Genomic DNA, 19,620 nt, shown 5'->3' on the forward strand with positions numbered 1-19,620 from the left:
TTCTGGTTCGCCTGCAAGAGCCCGCGGTCTTAGCGGACATACTGCTTAATAGAGCCGCCATCGCCACGATCGCCCATCTGGCGATACGTCTCGGGGTCGACGTCGTAGTTGATCAGCGTGACCGAGCCGTCACACATGGAGAAAATACAGCCGGCCGTATGAGCACTTCCAAACAGCTCGGCAGGCAAGATGTGTGAAAACTGACCGTCGATGGAGCCCTTCGTCAAGCTCGTGAGATCGTCGGTGTCCTGTTGTGGTACGTGCGTACCAGGCCCAAGACCGTTGTAGTACGTGCTGCGGGCGACGTCGTCCTGGAAGCCGACGTAGGGTCCCCAGTCGTCGCCACGCCAGTAGGCACGCTCGGCATAGACCTGAGTAAAGACGAACTTCTCACCCAAGGCAATGGTGTTGGTCAGGCCATCGGTGATCTGCCGCAGCTTCACGGCTGTGCCGCAGAACGAGACACCGTTGTACTCACTGGCTCTGGGAGGAAAGTCCGAGGACCACGTGGCTTTGTCGTAATTGTTTGGTGCGATCTGGAGGCACTTCGAGTCAAACCCTGTCTTGTCGTCCAGGCCAGACATGTCGCCAATGTTGATGGCGTAGTCGCTCTTAACCGCAGCAGTCATCTCGTAGGGCTTTGCGACGCCCGTACCATCGCCGGAGTATGCAGTGAGGGGAGCGGGAGCCGACCGTTGGTACAATTCGGCAGTGCGCCGCGATGGGCAGTTGAACGCCTTGACGGGCGTGGTATCACGAACCTTCAAAGCTTCGAGGCGAGCCGTGCCGGTCATGCCCGATCCCATGTCGTAGATCGCCTGTTGCTCCATGTAAGGCAGGATGCTGTACATCCAGCAGCCGGGCTGGTTCTTGCCGTGTCCGCGATCCGGATCGCCTGTGAAGTGACCTTTCCATCCCGAGGAGGGTAGCGTGCCATGCGCCGACTCATGGTTGACCATGGCCAGCGTCATCTGCTTGAGATTGTTGGTGCATTGAATACGGCGGGCCGATTCGCGGGCTGCTTGCACTGCGGGTAGCAGTAGACCAACCAGGATTCCAATGATGGCGATGACCACCAGCAACTCTACGAGGGTGAAGCCATAGCGGGGCGTCTTGTGGGGGCTGCTAGGCTTCGGCATTTCTGCTCGGCAACGAGGCATTGACTCTTTGCTCCGTGAAAATAGTGCTGGTGAAAGGAGAGTGAAGTTTTCCAACGCCCTACGGCGATGGACCCCTTCTGGCACCCGAGTTTGCCATTGATGTTCACCGCAAAATGACGAACGGGTGAAACGTTGGCGTTTGAAACTCGTGAAAACAGTCCGGTGCTAATTACGGACAGCCTCGTACCGATGGAGTTTCGCCGCACTGTAAGGTGCGCGAACTCCCGCCTTAATAACCCAATACCGAGATCGAGAATCGAGTAACGAAAAAAGTGCCCTAAATCCTCTGCGGTTTTTTTGGCCGGAATTCCGTATCTAGATGCGTTACGGTTGCGCTGCTATTGGTATAGGAATGATGGATGCTTCTTTGCCCATGGCGGTGCGGTAGTCCGCGTCCATCCGTTCCCGCGTTTTTGTCCTCAACTGAGAGACTGCATGCCATGGCCTCGGATTCAAATTCAAATCACAGGGTGGGCGGATGTGAAGGTAGTGCCGACTTGGAAGAACGGTTCATCCAGCTACTAACCGATGAACAACCCAAGTTGCTCAACTACATCGCAATGCTGCTTGGCGATCCGCACTCTGCCCGGAACGTGTTGCAAGACACGAACCTGGTGATTTGGCGGAAGTCGGCCGATTTCGAGATGGGGACCAGCTTCAGTGCCTGGACACGAAAGATCGCTTTCTGGCAGGTGCAAGCCTATGTCCGTGATCAGAAGCGAGATCGCCACGTGTTCAGCGACGAGTTGCTTGCCCAGTTGGCCGGCCAAGAGGATGAGTTTGTGCTGGACGAAGAGGATACGCGACGCATTGCCTTGCGTCATTGCCTGCCCCAGTTGAGCCGGTCGCACCTCGACCTGATTCGTCAGCGGTACGAAGAAGACACCCCCATCGCGGTGCTCGCCAAACGTAGTGGCAAGAGTGCACCAGCGATTCGGATGGGACTGATGCGATTGCGGCGCGTGCTGCTCAGGTGCATCCAAAAGGAGTTGGGATATCAAGGTCCCAGTATCGGCTAGTTTTGCAGTCTCATCAGGAACGAGAAGCACTACCCAGAGGTAATGGTCGTGGATCGCAATGAACAAACTCGCGTTGAGCAGCTCGTCAGCCAGATCGTAGAAAGCGACGGAAGCAGCGAAGCGCTTAAAGCTTTGGACGCCCTGTTGCTGGATCGTGCTGACTTGCAGACTTACTACGCTCGCTGTCTATCAATGCATATGCTGTTGGCGGGCGAGCTGGCCGATAGTCCCGGGATATTTCCCCCGCTGTTGGACAATTGCTCCGCCGTTGTCGAGAAGAGCAGCAACTCCTCGCCAAGGGGCGAGGTCTCTTCGCGACCGAAAAGCACCCCGGCGTCGTTGAGTCGGAACAATGACTCGCGATGGCTATCCGGAGCCCTGGCCGCCGTGGCCCTGAGCCTGATGGTGGTTGTGTTGTTTCGTGGGTACGAATACGAGAAGAACACCAAGCACGCCGCGTCGAATGCAAATAATCCCAGCGTCAGTTGGCACTATGACGTCGACTACGCGTTCTTCTGGACGGAGGATACGCAGGCTGCCAATCTGGTGAGCCGACTTACCCGTACTTCCACCCCCTCGCGATTGCTGTTGCCCTCCTCGGGGGACATTCAGCAAGGGAATCCTCAACTGGTCGGTGGCACCGCCTGGATGGAGTACGCGGCGGGATCGCGCGAACGTGGTCGGCTGATTGCCTTGCCACCCCACACCACGATGAATGTGTTCATCGATACGGACGCCTCGTCGCACAATACGTTGTCGATTGTTGAACTCGACTCCACCGGACTACCCGTGGGAGCCAACTACTCAGTTGGCAACGTCGTCGGCGAGCAGGGGCATGCCAGTTTGCGCACGGGATGGATTGGCGAGTTTTCGCAGTCCAACCCAACGTCATCGACGAAGTACTTCCTCTTCACCGGCGCCTACCTGGATAAGCACACCGCGGATTCGCCCTACTGGGCTCCAAGTGACTTCCGCGTCTATGTCGACTCGCCCGAGTTGATCATTGCGGGCTGGGATGATCGATCCTATACCATCGCCAAAGAGACCAGCGACATGCAGAGCAGCGAGTCGTCAGCCAAGACACAGACCAGCGCCGATACGCATCCGATGTCGACCGCCATTGAAGGTGTCGAATCGCCTGCCAAAACTGCCGTATGGCAAGACTGCGACTACAACGACATTCGAGCCATTGTTCGCTTCACCGATCTCGGTGGGCGTCCGCTTGTTACAGTGCCTGATGAGTATGTTCCGGAGATCGACAACCTGCAGCCAACCAAAGTGGCCGAGGAACTCGGTGCGGGCTTTAGAGTTGCCGTGCAGCCGGGTGAAGAGGTCTACCTCATGGTTTCGGGATATGCAGCACTCCAAAACGCAGTTCAGATTGTGGATGTCGAGAATCAGCGAGTGCTGTGGCGGCACGACGGAATTCCGCTGGGTGGTCCGCTGGGTGGTGAGTGGACCGACCAGTTTCCAGCTGACCGCGGCGTGTACGTAATTCGTAACCTGTCCGATGAAGTGCGGCGCTACGAACTGCTGGCCAGCTGCCTGTACAACCGAAGGAATCCGGAGTGGCGAACTACTCCGTACAAATTGCTCAGTGAGAACGCCGTCACGTCGATTGTCGGCTTCGAAGACAGCCCGCATTCAAGCGTGAACGCCGACTGGCAAGACATCCTGGTCGCCATCTATCGTTTCGATCCGGACGAGTAGCGGCCCTCTATTAGGCGTGCAGGTTCGGAGCTGGCGTTGAGGCGGACTCTAAAGAACCGCCGTGCCCGTAATCTTGCCGTTTCCTTGCAAGAAATGGCTTCCGGGCTGCATTTTCTCGGCCCGCGGCTCGCTGTGTACAATTGTTGAAAGGTGCTGCGCATTGTGCTCCAATTTACATTGGCGGAGCGCGGGCCGCCCCCCATCTTTTCGACGCCTGCGTGCCCTGTAAATGCGAGTGAGCCAGCTGTGGAACTATTCTGTGAAAATCAGCGTCACGCTGACCGGTGTGCTACATCGCCCTTGCAAGCGAGCCCCAGTTTATGGACTCGTATCGGTCGAGGGACTTGGATTCGGGTCATCGCAGTTGCGTGCTCTCTGTTCGCACTAGCTGGCCGCGCCGATGAGCTTGATTGGCCCAAACCCGAGGTGACCAATCGGCCGGGTTGCATTTGGTGGTGGATGGGCAATGCGGTCGACAAGCAGAACCTGACCGCGAATCTCGAAGCCCTCGACAAGGCGGGCATGGGCGGCGTAACCATCGTTCCCATTTATGGCGTGAAGGGCCGCGAAGCGGACACCATCGAGTATCTGTCCGAAGAATGGCTCGAGATGCTGAATCACACTGTCCGTGAGGCCGATCGCCTGGGTATGTGGGTGGACATGACACCCGGAACTGGTTGGCCCTATGGTGGGCCTTGGGTCACCGAGGCCGATTGCGACTCGGTAGTGAGGTTAGTCGATGGCAAGCTCACCAACCGGCCATCGGGATTTCGTGTGAAGAGGGCAGCACCGGGTGCCGCGGGCAGGGCGATCAACCCTTACTCGACTACCTCTCTTTCAAATTACCTGGAGCACTATGATCAAGCCCTCGCCCAAATCGAGGTGTTACTTCCCCGGGCGATGTATCACGATTCCTTTGAATTCAAATCGAATTGGTGCCCCGACTTCTTGGAGCAGTTTCAGCAGCGCCGCGGTTACGATTTGAGTGAGCACGCCGAGCAACTGATGGGCAAGGATCCAGAGGATTCGGACAAGGTTGCGAGGATCAAGAGCGACTATCGGGAGACCCTTTCCGATCTGCACTTAGAATATCTGCGAATGCTGGAAAACTGGGCCCAGGACAAAGGTCGTACAACGCGCATCCAAGCCCACGGCGCACCTGCCAACTTGCTGGATGCCTACGGCATCGCCGGCATTCCAGAAACCGAGACCTTCGGGGCCAGCACGTTCCAGATCCCCGGCATTCGTCGCGAAGAAGACAATGTCCGCCATGACAAACCACAGCCGTTGATCAACCGCATGGCTTCGTCTGCCGCGCATGTGATGCAGCACCCGTTGGTGGCATCCGAGAGTTGCACCTGGTTGCGCAACCACTTCCGCACGTCGCTGTCGCAGATCAAACCCGAAATTGACGAACTGTTTCTCAACGGAATCAACCACATCCTCTTCCACGGCACGATCTACAGCCCCCAGGATGCCGCGTGGCCGGGTTGGTTGTTCTACGCGTCGGTTCAGTACAACCCCCAAAACAGCATCTGGCACGACGCCCCCGCGCTGAATGCCTATATCACACGCTGCCAGTCGCTCTTGCAGTCTGGCACTCCCGATAACGATATTGCACTGTATTGGCCCGTGTACGACATCTGGCACAACGACCGGGGCATGCAACAGCAGCTTACGGTGCATACCGCCGGGTGGCTCACCGATAGCGAGTGTGGCCAGGCAGCCGCGTGGCTTCATGACCACGGATACGGTTTCGACTTTGTCTCCGACCGCCAGTTGGACGCCGAACAGTTGGAAGCCTACCCGGTGATTCTCGTGCCCGGCACCGAGCACATTCCTGTGGAGACCATGCAGGCATTGGTTGACCTTGCCGAGAGTGGCAAGTCGGTGATCTTTCTGGACCAACTGCCAGCCGACGTTCCCGGATTGCACCGGCTAGAGGAACGTCGTGCCGAGCTGAAGCCACTGGCTGCCAAGTTTGAAGACGACGTCATGAGCCTGGACGCATTGCAGGCGGCCCTTTCCAGGGCGGGCGTCCCGCGCGAGTCGATGGTCGACCAGGGACTCGATTTCATCCGGCGCAACCACCAGGAAGGTAACACCTACTTCATCGCCAACATGAGCGACACGGCCGTCGATGGGTGGGTGCCGCTGGGGCAGCCGTTCGAGTCGGCGGTTCTACTCGACCCGCAGTCGGCCGAGACCGGCGTGGCGCACTCCAAGCCGGGAGAGGTCTACCTGCAATTACTGCCGGGTGAGACGATGTTCGTTCGCACTTATACCGATAGAAATGTCACTGGCCTGCCCTTCCCCAGCTACGAGCGGATCGACTCGAAGGCTTATCCGGTCACTGGCCAGTGGCACCTCGAGTTTACAGAGGGGGGACCTGAATTGCCGAAAGCGTATGATCTGACGGAGCTGGATTCCTGGGCCGATGGACAGGATGCGAAGCGGGACAGCTTCGCGGGTACCGGCCGATACACGATCGAGTTCACCTTGCCGGACGTCGACGCCGACCAATGGGCGATCGATTTAGGCGATGTGAGGGAAAGCGCGCGGGTGATCGTCAACGGCACCGAGGCCGCCACCCTGTACAGCGTTCCGTACCAGGCGTTGATCGGCGAGTACCTGAAACCGGGTGCGAATACTTTGGTCGTAGAGGTCACGAATCTATCGGCAAATCGAATTCGTGACTTGGACCGGCGTGGCGTAGAATGGCGCATTTTCCACGACGCCAACATTGTGACGCAGAACTACCAGCGATTCGACGCTTCGGTGTGGCCGCTCACGCCCTCGGGATTGTTGGGGCCCGTGAAGTTGATCCCGCTCCGATCGTTCGAGCCAACGGCAGACAACTAGCGGTCCGTTGATAGACGGGCGGGCGACTGGCCTCGGTTCAAGTTCTGGAGCCGATGAAGTTGGGCTATCGCTTGGGGAAGTACGGCCCTGAGCGCCGCGACATCGGTCAAATGGCTCCACGACATCCGTATCGCACAGTCGGCCACCTGGGCAGAGATGCCCATGGCGCTGAGAACATGACTAGGTGTCGCACAGACGGTCGTGCATGCGGAACCGTCCGAAACGGCGATCAGGTCCTGCAAAGCTTCGATGGCCTGGTCGGAGCTGACGTCCAGTATCGAGACATTGAGTGCATTGGGCACCGTGTCCGCTTCGCTTCCGAGGATGATGGTGTCTAGCGAGCCAAGGGCTTCACGCAAAAGTTGCGAAATCTGCAAGCAATGCGCTCGCCGCTGCTGAGCTTCTTGCTCGGCCAGTTCGGCTGCCAGTCCAAAGCCCGCGATCAAAGCCGTGGGCAACGTGCCGGGGCGAAAGCCGAGCTCTTGCCCTCCCCCGTACAGCAGCGGCGCCAGCGGCGGTGTGGCGTTGTGCTTGCGGCGCAGGATTAACGCACCGATGCCTTGCGGTCCATGCACCTTGTGACCGCTGACACTAATCATATCGACTCGCGGGTGCCGCAGATCCTGGGAGACTTTGCCGAAGCCCTGCGCGGCATCCACATGCAGTAGGGTGTCGCTCGAAGCCAGCCGCTCGGCAATGTCGGCGATGGGCTGGCGTACGCCGGTTTCGTTGTTGACGTGCATGACACTCACCAGCAACGTGTCGTCGCGCAAGGCGTCGCTGATTTGTTCGGAGGAAACGCGACCGCTTCCATCGGGCGGTAGCAGCGTTATCTCGAATCCTCTTTGGCGGAGCACTTCCACGGGCTCCAGCACCGCCTTGTGTTCGATTTGGGTGCTGATGATGTGCCGTTTTCCGGTCTTCAGTCCGTACGGTGCCGCTCCCAGGATGGCCAGGTTGTTACTCTCCGTGGCGCCGCTGGTAAAGACCACCTCGTGCCGCCGGGCGGCGACCACGCTTCCCACCTGATCGCGGGCAGCGTGGATGATCTCTTTGGCTCGTTGGCCGTACGCGTGGGAACTACCGGCGTTGCCGTAGTCGTGCTCCATCACGCGGACCATCAACTCCAGCACTCTCGGATCGATACGGGTCGTCGCGTTGTCGTCCAGATACACCGTCACCGCACTCCCTCCAGGGCTTCCTCGGGAGCTGAAGCCAAGACTTGCGCAGCGCGGCCCAGTGCAGCGACCGTGTAGATCACAGGGTACAGCTGCTCGTAATACCACAGCTTGGCAAAGTAGAAACCTACGGGAGTCGTGGGAAAATCGGTGCCCTCCTTGGTGGCTTCGATGAGCCAATCAACGCCACGACGGATGGAGTCCTGTATTCCGCGCTCCTTCGACACCTCGACGACCGCGCACAGGGCTTCGAGCGCAAAGGCAGTCTCTTCCACTGAGGATCGCACCCCAACTGCACCGCCCCATCCGCCGTCGGTGTTCTGCGCTAGGCTGAGCCATTGAGTGGCATGTTCTCGCCATTTGTAGCTGCTGTCATCGTGTCCTTCATCAGTGGTGTGTAGCTCAGCAAGTGCCAGCAGGACGCGACTGGTGCCGTACGTGAGGTTGGTTTCGTCGACGTCCGTGGCGTATTGATTGCCGAACCACAGTGGCGGCCACGCGCCGTCGGATCGTTGGGAACGAGCGAGGAACCCCATCGCCTGCTGTTGTGCTTTAGCCATGCGGGATTGTTCGGCAGGCGGCAGGTGCTGCCGCCAGGCATGCCACGCCCGCAGGCCATGGGCCGTGATGTCGCAACTGCTGCGATCGAACGGCAGTTTTCCCCAACCCCGGCAGAAGGTCGGCATGCCGCCGTCGGAGTTCTGCAGATCGAGCAGCCAGCCCACAGCAGCAGTGGCCGCCGTCAGCGCTTGTTGATGGTCGCAGCCTAGCGTCTGGAGCGTAAGCAGGGCGCCGGGGGTATCGTCAGCATCTGGTACGCCGCCAGGCAAGTCGGTCCAGGCCCAGCCTCCAGGCGAGGCATTCGTGTACGGGTGCCGGCTGGTGTACTGCTGACTCAGCAACCACTCGGCGAGGGTTTGTTTCTCGTCGTTCGACAACTGAACGCTCGAGTGGTCATCACCTTGCTGCATGGCACCGACGGAGAGAGTCGAAACCCAAGTTGCCAGGTTGGTGTCGATCGGCCAGCTGCCGTCAGCGCGGCACGATTGCTCGAGGAATTCCACTCCGTTGCGGACTACGGGACTGTTGAACTCGTCTGCCCCTAGTAGACCTAGTGTTACGAAGCTGGTGAGTGGTGTCGCTTCGAGGAAGCCGCCGCTGGTGGGCTGAATCTGCTCGAGGACTCCCAGCACTCGGCGGCGCAGGGCTATACGAGCCATGCGGGCGAGTGGATTGCGACTGGGATGGTTGTCATGCCGCACCAGGCCGATGGCAATGAGTGCCGGCAGGGCGTAACTCACGACTGGCAGCTGCAGCATGGCGAACCAGTCGCGGGGAAACGCGGCCAGCTCGAACGGCAACTGCGGGACGATCTTCCAGCACTGCGGTCCGCTGCCCAGCCGACCGGTGAGGGCCATGGTGGTGAGGATCGGGACCGAGAACGTGTGGTCGCGGCCGTAACGCTGTTTGATGGCCTGAGAAAGCGGACCCGGTTCGAGACTTCCCGCCTTGCGACGAAGCCAGTTTTCGGCGGTGGCGACTGTTTGCGGCTGCGTTGCCTCGTCGCCGGCAAACGCGCACCAGCAGAGGGCGGTCGTGCTGATGTTGCTCAGGCTGTCGGTCGTGTCGCCCCAACCGCCATCCTCGTTCTGATGCTCGGCTAACCAGTTTCTGCCCGCCTGGGCGAGTTCACCCGCCCGTTGCGGTTCCATCGCGTTGGGTGACTCTACGATCTTGGCAAGTCGGTCGAAGACGCACACCGCAGTGGCGGTGGACAACGCGCTGCTGGCGAGGTGTCCCTCCCAGAACCCCTGCTCGTTGCGCAACGACAGCAGGTGGCGGCGGGCGTTGTCGAGCGACTGCTGCATTCGCAGGATTCGGGTGTCATCGCTCATAGGCTTAAGTGGCCAAGGGCTAGCAGGCCATAGTAAGTGTACTCGCAGTCCAAGGCGTCGTCTTCCCAGTTTCCGTAGAAGCCTCCCCGGGCGGTCCACAGCGTGTCGATGAAGTCGAGGCACACTTCCTTCAGCGGAGCTATAGGGGAGTGCATCCCCACTAGCGCGTGCAGCGCGGTGGCGGTCGACAGGATGTCCGGGAAAGGCGCTCCATCCAGTGCATAGAATCCTCCGTCGGGGTGAATGTGTCGCAATAGCCAGAGCTCCAGAGCTTCGTCTCGGCCCGGTTTGGTTGGCGCCAGGTGACGCAAAAGCGACTCGGCCGCAGCCGAGGGAGGTGTCAGTCCGGTCTCCAGTCCGTAGCCGTTGGAGTAGCCGCCATCAGCGGTGCGAAGGCTAGTGACGCAGGAAACGATGCCTTCAGGATTGGGGGGCGTGCGTCCCAGGTCCTCATAGGCCCCCAGAGCCAGAAAACAACCGTAGATGTCGCCGTGCTCCGAATCGGCATCGATGTGGTAGCCGCCGTCTGGTGTGCGGTAGTCCTCGATTTGCTGCAGCAACCTCTCGGCCAGTTGTGGCTCCGGTCCTGCAGGGCGAACCGACGCCCAGCACCTGGCCAGGCAGGCGGTGTGAACGCAGTCTAGTTGCTCGCCGTCGCCGAACGATGTCAGATACGCTTCAGTCGACTCGCGCGGAATCTCTACCTGAAGTGCGGCCAGTCCTTGTAGACCGAAGGCCGTGTAGTACAAATCGCTCGACCCGTCACGGTCATTGAATCCGCCATCGTCGTTGAGTTGGCTGCGGTAGAAGCTCTCAACCAGTTCGGTGGATTCACCCAACAGTTGAGGCGCCAGTCTGGCTACCTGGAGCATTTCGAGCCTCAAACTCACTGCACCAGTCCTTTACGTCGATGGAAAAAATCTTGCTGACAACACGCCTCAACAGTCCCTTCAAGCTGGCATTCTCCAACTCACCCAGGCACTGCACCGCCTGCTCTTTGTACGACTCCTGCAGCACCTGACAACGGGTCACGACGTCGTACTCTTCGATCATCGAGTTGAGTTGTTCGATCTCTTCGGCCGAGCTTTCACGCCGCCATGCCTTCTCAACCAGCTTCCGATCGTCGGGCTTGGCTTTGGTGCGATCGAACAGGATTGCCAGTGGAAGCGATGGACGCAAGGCGATCAAGTCGTTGGGCGATTCGTCGTCCTGGAGGTCGTCGATGTCGTCGCGAATCTGATAGGCGATGCCGAGCGCTTCGCTGTAGCGCGAGATCACCTCGGCTTCTTCCGGACTCACGTCCGCCAACGCCGCTCCGAGTTGCAAAGCGACTTCGAAGGCCGGTGAAGTCTTCTGGCGGAAGATGTCGATCACTTTCAGGGTATCGAGTGGCTGCGGGTTGCGGGTCCAATTCAGTTCGGCGCCTTGCCCCAGGCTGAGCGTGCGGTGACCGGCCGCAGCGGCTTGCGCCATCGCCACCCGTTGATCACCAGGCAGGTCGCACTCGAGAATCAGGCGGTAACCATCGCCCAGCAGCAGGTCGCCCAGGTTCAGTGCCACGGGCACGCCGTGTTCGTGGTGCAGGGTGGCTTCGCCGTAGCGATAGTCGTCGTCATCTTCGATATCGTCATGAGCGAGCGAAGCCTTGTGGAAGCACTCTACAGCGATGGCCGCTTTCTTCACCGAAGTCGGAATTTCCAGGTCGGGATCCTCCTGCGCCGCCTTCCAGACGCAAGCCACCAGGAAAGGCCTCCAGCGTTTGCCATCCTTGGCCAACCAGGCCCGGGCCTGGCGTTCGGTTTCGCTACCGGCCGGTCCCATCAATTCGTCGAGGGATGCGGCGGTGAACCAGCATTTGACTTCTTCCCGCAGTGCGTCGAGATTCAATCGGTGTGTACGGTCGTCACTGGTGAGGTGGAGCACTTCCCAGACCCAATCGAGATCGACGGTAACGTCCTTGCAATCGTCCTGCAGTAAGGGAATCGCCACACCGGGGATGGCAGCCGCTTCCATGTACGGGAATGACTTTTCGAGCACCGACAAGCAACTCACGCCGACAATGGCGTCAATCTTTCCGGTTTCGATAATCGCCATCACCAGCGCCGATCCCTCGGCCACGAGCACCGCGTAGCCAAGCCGTTCGGCTTCTTCCTGTAGGTCCTGGATCGAGCACAGTCCGCACTGCTTGCAGAGCAGGCCGAACTCGTCAAACGGGGCGGGGCATTGATCCTCGATGCGAAGGCACTTTGGCAACAGCAGTAGCCGCCGCTCGTAGGGAACACTCGCCAGGCGATCCCGCCAGACTTCGCTGTTGAGCAGCACGCCGACATAGTCGGTATAGATGGGGTCGAGTCCTTCTTGCTCCACGTACCGCTCGGCGTGTGCCCTAAGGTCGGTGAAGCTAAGCGGCGGCACCGCTTTGTTGATGGCAACGTAATCCCGCAGTCCGTTACGGATTTGCTCTCGCTCGCTCAACGTCTGGGGAATGTTCTCCTTCGGCTGACGCTGGCGTTGCAAGGGAACAGCACGTGGCAGGCTTACGATAGGTAGTTGCATCGGTGTCTCCGCTATTTCGCGCCGGGGTATTCATCAGGGAGTGACCGCAGCGACAGTGGGGGGCATCTCGCGTGGTTGGCTCAATCGAATCTCAGGTGTAAGCTCCGAATCCAAAGTACCAGTGCTTCTTCGCAAACCGGTAAAGCCAATGTCTCTCAGGAATCTGCTCTGCTGGATTATGCTGGCTGCTCCGCGGCGTAAGTTGTTCCAACTCGGACATTGCCGTGCCACGTTGGGTGGTGTCCTTTGCCGAGTGCTTGTCGACAATCAGTTGTACTAGGTCCGGACGTTCCAGTACAACACAACCGCGAGTTGCTTCGGCCGACATTCGGCGGAAGTCGTTCAGGAAGCTCGACTCGGTCATCAACTGGTAAATGTCCCGTCCGTCACGAAGGTTCTCGCAGGAGAACTGAATGATCGGGCAGGGTTCGATGGCGCCAGAGGGACCGATGTGATGGCTCACTCCGGTGGACATTGGGCAGAGTGCCTCGCCGCGATCGTCCCAATAGGGCTCGACAATGCCGATGGGCATCTTGGTCCGCATGTTAACGATGAACCGGCGGAGCTCCAGAACTTGTTCGGGCGTGAGGGCCAGTTCGGGCGCGGGAGACGGGCCGACCACGCGATAAGTGTTGAACCACACATAGTGAGCCCCGAGGTCGATCAACCGCCGCAGCCAGTCTTCGCTCACCAGGTCGTAGTTCGTCTGGCAGATGCTACTGGTCACTCCCACAATCAGGCGATTCTTCACACAGTTTCGCAGGCCTTCGAGCGTCTTGTTCAAGACCTCCTTGCCGCCACGGCGCTCGTCGCTAACGACTTCCGAGCCTTCGATGCTGATCAGCGGTGTGGCATTGCCGAGTTTGCGGAGCTTCTTGGCCACAGAGTCGGAAATCAGGTGGCCGTTGGTGAAAATCTGAAAGTAGCAGTCGGGGTGCCGCTCCAAGAGCTCCAGCAATCCGGGGTGCATGAACGGCTCACCGCCCAGCAGTCCAAAGAAATTGTTGCCGTGCCGCTTGGCATCAGTCACCAGCTTGTCGAGCTCGTCGAGTTGGATCATCTGCCGTGGCGAGGTGATGTCGACCCAGCACCCCTGGCAACGCAACTGGCAAGAGTTGATGATCGAGATGAACAGGAAAGGCGGGAAATGCACGCCCTGCTTAAGCCGCTTCTTGTACTTCTGTACCGAACGCATCCCTTTGAAACCGAAGTTGTAGGCAAATTTCCACAGGAGACGCTTGTCGGTCTCGAAGAGGAATCTACTGGCGAGTCGTGCGAGCATTGCTGGTTTCTACTAGAGGGAGAGTGTGAGATGCGGTATGCGGAAGGACTGTCGAAGGGAAGTCGGTCGCGAAGGATAGGCCGACGCCTATTCGGAAGGTGGCGCGTCGGCCCTGTTCTTTGCCAGCGCCGAGTCGGCGAGCTTCTTGGCTTGCGCTGCTTTGAACTGGATTTCATCGGCACTGGGCAGATTCGCTAACGCCTCGGCTGGAATGTCGAGACCTTCCATTTGTTGGCTGAGTTTCTTCAGGCACCGCTGCCGTTCCTTCAGGGCGCGTTCGTCGTCGCGCTCCTTCGAAAAACGAGACTTGGCCTTGGCGTTGCGATCTCGCAACATCGAGTAGATATCGCCACCCAGAAGGGACGAGATGTCGACCTTCATCGCCTCGCGGCGGAGGTCGTCTTCGCTGATCTCGTCGCCGTTGATGGGGCCCGCTTTGTATTTGGGAAACAGAATCGCCACTTCGGGGCAAACTCGCGAGCAAGCCGGACAGTCGGTTTTACAGTTCGTTTCGTTGCGAACGGTGATTTGTCCATCTTGCGTAACGCCATACACGTCGAACAAGCAGAAGCTCAGGCACTGCATGCAGTTCGTGCAGCGGTCGTAGTCGATGACCGGAAACCAGGGCTTCCAGTACTCGGGTTGCTCGCCAGACGACTGGGTGACCTCTTCCACCATCGCAACCGCTTCTTCGGGCGTCGCACTCGAGATGTCCCGCAGATTCAACGCTCCCGCGTCCTGGCCATTGAACGAAGAGTTGGCCAGCTCGGACACAGGGGTGTCGAATCTTCCCAGCACTACCAGGTCGTCACCGCCGTGCTCGGAAACCTCCCCGTCAGGACGCACCCGGCTGACGGTGTAACCTCGATCCAATAGCAGCGCAAGCAGTTGCCGACGCTGCGCAGCTTCCAGCGGTTGACTGCCGGCCCCTTCGTAGAGGACGACCCTTCGAGCGGTTTTTGCGGCGGCCGGCATCAATCCTCCAGTGTTTGGGGGGCGTCGTCGGTGGGGGCTTCGGCGGAGGGACAGGCTCCACCCAACAACTGCTGGCACGATTGCTCGGCCGACAGCGTGCGCATGTTCACGATCTGCGTGTCGTCCTGCAGTGGTGCGTTGGCGGCGGCGAACAACCACTTCACGGCGCGGGGATAACAGGCCGCAATTTTCAGGCCGGACTGCTTGCTCAAACGCTGCAGCGCTGGGTCCTTGGCGGCCGACATCTGGCACAGGTCGGCCACTGCGTCGAAGGCGGTTTCGGACTCCGATAGTCCTTCCAGTACGCCATCTTTCACGGCTTGTGGTACGACCTTGGCGTAGGCGCATCGACAATACAGTATTCTGGGCGAAGCCATGGGTGGGTTCCTTGTATCGAGAACGGCGGCGCGCTACGAAACGCTGGTCACGCGGTGGGTCGGCTCCGGCGGTGCCGGCCGGAAGGCTTCGACGTGGCCCATGGCCACCTCTGCCCCGAACTGCCGGGCCGCCTGTTGGACGCCCTCCTCGGCGATATTGCGAAGCACGTCGGGATCCCCCTCCGCACGTAGATTGATCAGCAAGTCGCCCCCGTCCAGGGGATCCGACAGTTCGTGAGACAACTCCACGGCTGCCCCGCCACGCACCACGTTGCCCACCGCCAGGTCGATCCCCTCGCTGGGCGCAAGTGTGGCCTTGAGGTGAGCCACCTCGATGTCCAATTCTTGCAGGCGTTGAACCACGGTCTCGAGGGCCGTCTGCAGAAAGCGATTGCCGTCAAACTCTTCGGCGGTGAGCCTGCCCGACAGGTTGACCCAACCAAGCAGTGCTTCGCCTTCGGCGTAGAGCTGATAGTCGACGTCCATCACGCTGCCAGGTGCGGGCTGTTCTTGCTCGATCCGCTCCATCCACTGTTCAATCCCATCGCCATGGCGTGCCGAAATGCGAAGCACCTCGGCTTTGGGGTAATTGGATCGCAGCGCCGACTCGAGCTGATCGAGTTCTGACTCTTCAAGCAGATCGCACTTGTTGATGACAATCAGCTCGGCTTCTTCCAATTGCTTGCCGTAGATGTAGCTGACCTTGGCCGAAAACTGCTTGCCCTCGCGGAGCCCCAACAGGTACTGGGCCCGAATCGGATCTACCAGCGCGCTCAGCGGCGCCACCGAGTATTGCTCGCCGTAGAGCCGTCGCAGCGGAAACCCGACCGTTGCCTGCAGGTCGGTGCAACTGCCGACCGGTTCGGCCAGGAATACCTCAGGCGCTGCCTGGTCGGTGAGTCGCTCTGCCGCCTGAACCAGCGAATCGAACCGGCAGCAGAAGCACCCGCCGCTGATCTCTTCGGTGGGCAGCTCGTTGGCGCCGAACATCGCCGTATCGACGAGGCCAACGCTCTGATCGTTCGATATCAGGCCCACCCGCAGCCCTCGCGCGGCGAGTCGCTTGGCGATGGCCAGAATGGCGGTCGTTTTACCAGCGCCGAGGAAGCCGCCGATCATGATGTATTGCGCTCTTAGCATGGTGGCTTATCGTCTCTCTTCTGAGCCTCTAGCATCTTGTCAATCGCTGTGTCCAGCAGGGCGACGTATCCTTGCACGTCCACGGCACTCGCCGGAGCGGTTCCATTGTAAGAGAAGAGCCAGCCCGTGTCGTAAGGATCTTTGTCCAATAGGTCCGGATTTGTGTCCAGAGCTCGATTTCTCTCAATAAATGTCCCAGACGCCACGCAATAGACGTCCGAAAGTGCTTTAAACCCCTCAATCCAGCCGATGGGCTGCCCCTCGGACAATTCCTCGCCCGGTTGGACACTGATATCGATCTCCACGAAATCGCCCAGCATTCGCGTCGCAAATCGGGTGAGCCCCACCCGGTATTCGTCAGGGCCGGTTTTCCGCAGCCAGTAGTGGGAGGGGGAGTACAGGTAGAAGTCAGGCAGCCGCGTGGAGAACCGGCTCTTTCGGTAATACAACGTCTGCTGCGGATCGACGGGCATCGGGGCGGTTTGCTCCAACGTTCGGGGGCACTCGGTTCAGGATTCTCGTCCAATCGAACGAACTCAGGCCCACGGCGCTCGTCGTCGGCCTGGCGCCTCAGGCAGGTTCCAATTGTACACGCTCCTGCACCAAGGCGGAGTGATGGCTCCGAGTGAACCCAAAGGCCCGCAGGCGGGGCAAAAATTGAAGGCCATGATCTGGCCAGTGACTACTGCCTGGAGAGTCTCGCCTTTTCATCGAGGCGGTTGTGCTGCACAACCAGTGTATTCGATTGGCCAGCGAGGCGAATGCATCATCTACACGCGGGTTGTTGCGACCACTACAGTCCGAGAGTGTTGGAGGAGCCATCGACGGGATGTCGACCACCCGAGTTTCCGTCTTGTCAGGACCTGACAAACCCCGCCGAGAACACCTGCCACGGCAAGGCTGATTGCCGTGGGCTCGGGAATCGGACGAATCATCCTGGCCGGCACGTTAGCTGTATCCAACTGAACGGTGTCGAACTTTGCTACTGCTGTGGGGGTGATGTTCGGGGTGTCCAACAGCAATCCAGAGCTGTCGACAAAGACGGTTAGAGAATCATGAAACCCAGAAGCGGTTTTGATGACAACATGCGCCAACCGGTCGTTGGCTCCTGGAGTAACATCAACACCGGTCTCGCTGAAATCGGTAAGTGTTAGGCGTTGCTGCGATACGGAGTCGATGTTGACGGCATCGAAATAGTTTGCCTGCGATGGAAAGACGTACCCAGACGTTGCGGGATGAGTTTCTGGTAATTCGAAATAGAAATCGGTCCCGGCAACGCCGGAAGTACTTTGCACCACGACTTCCACGTTGTAGGCCCCGAGTTGCGTCAGCATGGGGAAGCGAACCTCAAATGCAAACGGAACCCCGGGAGTGAAGTACGAGTCCAATCCCGTCATTGAGATTGATGCGCCGTGCACACTGGGAAGCCAAATGACGGCAACGACGAATCCTGCTTGAATCGTTTTATAATGCATCAGTTCCCTCCCTCGTGGTCCTGGTGACTATGGTGCGAACATCATCCAGTCGGAATGAGCAGGACGTAATTAGATCGCCATCTTGTTGGCAACCATGTGGAGGAGAAATACGGCAGCCATCGCAGGGGGCGATCACTCCGAACTCCCGACATTGTGGCCCATCGACGTGCAGGCCGCAAGTAATTCCTGTACGTATTAGAGGGCTGCCCATCGGGCACTGTTCGACAATGAAGTCGTTGACCTGTAGGTTGAGCGGCCCCTGGCAACGCATGACTGTATGCCACGGAAGTGCGCCAAACCGCCTTAAAAATCGGATAAATTAATACTCTGTCGATAACAACTCTGTTATCCTGTGCAGTGCTTGTCTAATTGCCGCGAAGCAGTGCCGGTTCTGTCGGTCGCAGAGGGGGACCGTTCCAGTTCTAGAAACGGGGAGGCACGATTCTCATGTCGAGCAAGTCAACATCTGCTGCGCGAGACAGTCCCTATGGCCCCAATCGCAAACGCAGAGCACGCTCAGCCAACACCAAGCACAACCTTTCGTACCGTCCCAAAATCGAATTGCTCGAAGATCGTCGCATGCTGGCGATTGTCACTTGGGACGGTGGAGGTGACGCAGTCTCTTGGCACGACCCAGCTAACTGGGATACGGACGTTCTTCCCGGTGATGTCGACGATGTAATCATCGACCTCCCTAACGACAACACCATCGAGGTAACGAACGACGTTCTAGTTAATAGCGTCAACAGCCAGGAGTTCGTCAATATATTCAGCGTTTCCACTTTCACGGTCAACTCCGATTCTACCTTCGCTGGCGGCGTAACAGTGAGTGCCTCCAGCACGCTGAATGGAACTGGCGATATCACACTTGATGGCAGCAGCTTTACGGGCGGCAACGGTAGGATTGACGGGACCGGTCGTTTGACAGTCGCAGCCGGTGCAGAACTGAATGTGGTCTCCAGTCAAACGACTATCGTGAGCCGGACAACTGATGTGTTCGGGACCCTTGCGATTAGCTCGCCGGCCAATGACTTCTCCGGGCCACGCCTCGTGCTGGATGGAGTGGGCGATCAGGTTGTCGTTCATGCTGGAGGCGTAATGCACCTGAAGGGTGCAGCAATCATTAGCGCGACCTCGGAGGGCCGCATTCTTAATGAAGGGTCCCTGCTCCGCACTGGTCCTGGTATCGTCCAACTGACGGCAGAAGTCGACAACCGCGGCGACGCCCAACTCCTTGGCGGTGAACTGCAGATCAATGGCGGTGGTAGTTCGAGTCGCGCGATCAATGTAGAAGCTGATGCGACTCTCAATCTCCGCGGTGGCTTCTCATTTACCTCTCCAGTAGCGGTTACGGGTGAAGGTCGATTGGAGATCACCGGTGGGGCACATGACTTCACAGGTAGTGATATTTTGGTCAGTGGTTCAGCCACCTTCGTTAGCAGCACGGTTACGATTGCCAACACGCTGCCAGCCGAATTGGAGATCGATCAAATTCGCGTTAGCACTGTCATCTTCAACGCTGACCAAACAGTTGATTCGGTCGACGCTGATTTTGGCACCATCTCCGGCAGCGGCAATCTGACGTTCACCGGGATGAGTCGCTTCAATCAAAGTCGACTTACAGGTACGGGGGCCGTCATTTTTGCTGAAGCGTCGACGATCAATGTTTTCAGTCTTGGTGTTACCATCGAACCGCCCGTGGAGAATAAAGGACATGTGAGGGCGTTCGGCGATGCTCGCTTCAATCAAGGCCTCGTTAATCGTCCAGAGGCTACGTTCGAACTGTTAAACTCCGCATCAGAGTCGTTCACGGCTGCGCCCTTAGTCAATGAGGGGACACTACGAAAAACAGGGGATGGACAGGCCCTATTCTCGTCGACGTCCTTCATTGAAAATCACGGATCAATCGAAGTGGCCAGTGGAGAGCTCATCCTGCCAGCCGGTTCAACGACCACATCGATCGATGTTCCGATAGATACAACCTTGCGATT

15 protein-coding genes are annotated in these 19,620 nt (G+C 58.8%); 4 read left to right on the top strand and 11 right to left on the bottom strand.

The genetic code is table 11. The features are described from left to right. Positions 1 to 29: 29 nt before the first annotated feature. Complete coding sequence (locus NG895_RS02790; protein WP_252850926.1) at positions 30 to 1,139, bottom strand: DUF1559 domain-containing protein; 1,110 nt, start codon at positions 1,137 to 1,139, stop codon at positions 30 to 32. Between the two features lie 461 nt (positions 1,140 to 1,600). Between NG895_RS02790 and NG895_RS02795 the strand changes: the two genes are divergently transcribed. The 3 genes from NG895_RS02795 (at position 1,601) to NG895_RS02805 (ending at position 6,751) form a co-directional block, all read left to right on the top strand. After that, a complete protein-coding gene (locus NG895_RS02795) occupies positions 1,601 to 2,179 on the top strand; it encodes a sigma-70 family RNA polymerase sigma factor (RefSeq protein ID WP_252850927.1) in 579 nt (192 codons plus the stop codon). A 48-nt stretch (positions 2,180 to 2,227) separates the two neighbouring features. After that, positions 2,228 to 3,889: a hypothetical protein gene (locus NG895_RS02800; RefSeq protein ID WP_252850928.1), complete on the top strand. Its 1,662-nt coding sequence runs from the start codon at positions 2,228 to 2,230 to the stop codon at positions 3,887 to 3,889. Positions 3,890 to 4,315: 426 nt separating this feature from the next. Continuing rightward, positions 4,316 to 6,751 (top strand): glycosyl hydrolase, encoded by a 2,436-nt coding sequence (locus NG895_RS02805; protein WP_252850929.1) that lies wholly within the window; start codon positions 4,316 to 4,318, stop codon positions 6,749 to 6,751. Here NG895_RS02805 and NG895_RS02810 read toward each other — a convergent pair. The 10 genes from NG895_RS02810 to NG895_RS02855 all read right to left on the bottom strand — a co-directional run bounded on the left by NG895_RS02810 (position 6,748) and on the right by NG895_RS02855 (position 17,629). Continuing rightward, on the bottom strand, positions 6,748 to 7,932 hold the full coding sequence (locus NG895_RS02810; protein WP_252850930.1) for a cysteine desulfurase family protein: 1,185 nt from the start codon (positions 7,930 to 7,932) through the stop codon (positions 6,748 to 6,750). The two genes, NG895_RS02805 and NG895_RS02810, sit on opposite strands and share 4 nt — an antisense overlap. Continuing rightward, the gene (locus NG895_RS02815; RefSeq protein ID WP_252850931.1) at positions 7,929 to 9,824 is read right to left on the bottom strand and encodes a prenyltransferase/squalene oxidase repeat-containing protein; all 1,896 of its coding nucleotides are present in this window, start codon (positions 9,822 to 9,824) and stop codon (positions 7,929 to 7,931) included. Before NG895_RS02815 ends, NG895_RS02810 begins: the two co-directional genes overlap by 4 nt. Continuing rightward, positions 9,821 to 10,696, bottom strand: coding sequence for a prenyltransferase/squalene oxidase repeat-containing protein (locus tag NG895_RS02820; RefSeq protein WP_252850932.1), 876 nt, complete (start codon positions 10,694 to 10,696; stop codon positions 9,821 to 9,823). Before NG895_RS02820 ends, NG895_RS02815 begins: the two co-directional genes overlap by 4 nt. Beyond that, positions 10,656 to 12,380: a polyprenyl synthetase family protein gene (locus NG895_RS02825; RefSeq protein ID WP_252850933.1), complete on the bottom strand. Its 1,725-nt coding sequence runs from the start codon at positions 12,378 to 12,380 to the stop codon at positions 10,656 to 10,658. The genes NG895_RS02820 and NG895_RS02825 overlap by 41 nt, the downstream gene beginning before the upstream one ends. A 91-nt stretch (positions 12,381 to 12,471) precedes the next feature. Then, on the bottom strand, positions 12,472 to 13,662 hold the full coding sequence (locus NG895_RS02830) for a radical SAM protein (protein WP_252850934.1): 1,191 nt from the start codon (positions 13,660 to 13,662) through the stop codon (positions 12,472 to 12,474). Between the two features lie 87 nt (positions 13,663 to 13,749). Further along, positions 13,750 to 14,637, bottom strand: coding sequence for an ATP-binding protein (locus NG895_RS02835; RefSeq protein WP_252850935.1), 888 nt, complete (start codon positions 14,635 to 14,637; stop codon positions 13,750 to 13,752). After that, positions 14,637 to 15,014, bottom strand: a complete 378-nt coding sequence (locus NG895_RS02840) for a hypothetical protein (protein ID WP_252850936.1) — start codon at positions 15,012 to 15,014, stop codon at positions 14,637 to 14,639. The genes NG895_RS02835 and NG895_RS02840 overlap by 1 nt, the downstream gene beginning before the upstream one ends. Before the next feature lie 33 nt (positions 15,015 to 15,047). Continuing rightward, positions 15,048 to 16,154 carry a GTP-binding protein gene (locus NG895_RS02845; RefSeq protein WP_252850937.1) on the bottom strand — a complete coding sequence of 369 codons (1,107 nt, stop codon included), beginning with the start codon at positions 16,152 to 16,154 and terminating at the stop codon, positions 15,048 to 15,050. Beyond that, positions 16,148 to 16,627 (bottom strand): glycine cleavage system H family protein, encoded by a 480-nt coding sequence (locus tag NG895_RS02850; RefSeq protein ID WP_252850938.1) that lies wholly within the window; start codon positions 16,625 to 16,627, stop codon positions 16,148 to 16,150. Before NG895_RS02850 ends, NG895_RS02845 begins: the two co-directional genes overlap by 7 nt. A 297-nt stretch (positions 16,628 to 16,924) precedes the next feature. Further along, on the bottom strand, positions 16,925 to 17,629 hold the full coding sequence (locus NG895_RS02855; protein ID WP_252850939.1) for a hypothetical protein: 705 nt from the start codon (positions 17,627 to 17,629) through the stop codon (positions 16,925 to 16,927). Between the two features lie 447 nt (positions 17,630 to 18,076). Here NG895_RS02855 and NG895_RS02860 point away from each other — a divergent pair. Further along, positions 18,077 to 19,620, top strand: a 1,544-nt coding sequence (locus tag NG895_RS02860) for a hypothetical protein (RefSeq protein ID WP_252850940.1), incomplete at its 3' end; no start/stop codon positions are given.

Origin of the sequence: Aeoliella straminimaris (assembly GCF_024054565.1) — a bacterium.
Lineage (GTDB): Bacteria > Planctomycetota > Planctomycetia > Pirellulales > Lacipirellulaceae > Aeoliella > Aeoliella straminimaris.